The following is an 850-nucleotide window of genomic DNA, read 5'->3' as shown; positions in this document are numbered from 1 at the left end:
CGCCGCGGTGGAGAACCCCGGGCGGTTGCCCTTGCGGGTGTCGGCCGCGAGGGTGAACTGCGGCACCAGCAGCAGCCCGCCGCCGGTATCCGTCAGGGAACGGTTCATCCGGCCATCGGCGTCCTCGAACACGCGGTAGGCGAGCAGCCGCCCGGCGAGCCGGGCGGCGTCCGCCGGCCCGTCCTCGCGCTGAACGCCGACGAGCACGAGCAGCCCTCCGCCGATCGCGGCGACGGTCCTGCCGTCGACGTCCACCGCCGCGCGGCTGACGCGCTGAAGCAGCGCGATCATGTCTTCCTCCGGATGGGGTAGCGGCCGTGTAGGCCAATTCCTACATGGTCTGTCACCGGCGGCTGACAGTCACCCCCCGGCGATGGTGGCATCCTGTCCCCGTGCCTGCCATTGAGGGCGGGCGGGCCGCAGCAGGAAGCCGCGGCCATAACAAAAACCACAGGGAAGTGGCGCACGCCGGCAGGAGCCGGTCGACCCCACGGAGGGGGTCGCGTGCGCGTTTCACCTCCAGCACAGTGAACCTAACAAGCCGGCGCAGGGATCGCGCCGGCATTTTTTTGGTCCAGCACAACGTAGAAAGCGGCGGAGCGGCCGGATCACGGACCCGCGCGTCCGCCCGGTGTGTCAGGGGTGCCGGGAAACGTCGGCCGTGTGCAGGGCGTCAGTCAGCCGGGGATATTGCGCACCAGCGGCGCCCGACTCCACACGGCCGGCCCCACCCGCGCGCGGGCGGCTCCCTGCAACGCCGCTTCTCCAGGGCCATTGTCGGCTGCCTTCGAGCAGCCGACCTACACCTAATACCGACCTACGGTCCGCCTGGACGGGGCTATACCGGATC

Annotated in this window: 1 protein-coding gene; it reads right to left on the bottom strand. The window is 70.6% G+C overall.

What is annotated here, in order from left to right:
- Nucleotides 1-291, bottom strand: a 291-nt coding sequence (gene dtd / locus G7A99_RS21980; RefSeq protein ID WP_163144101.1) for a D-aminoacyl-tRNA deacylase, incomplete at its 3' end; no start/stop codon positions are given.
- Between the last annotated feature and the right edge of the window lie 559 nt (nt 292-850).

Source organism: Arhodomonas sp. KWT, from assembly GCF_010993615.1.
Note: the sequence above shows the minus strand (reverse complement) of the source record. Positions and strands in the feature narration are given on the sequence as shown.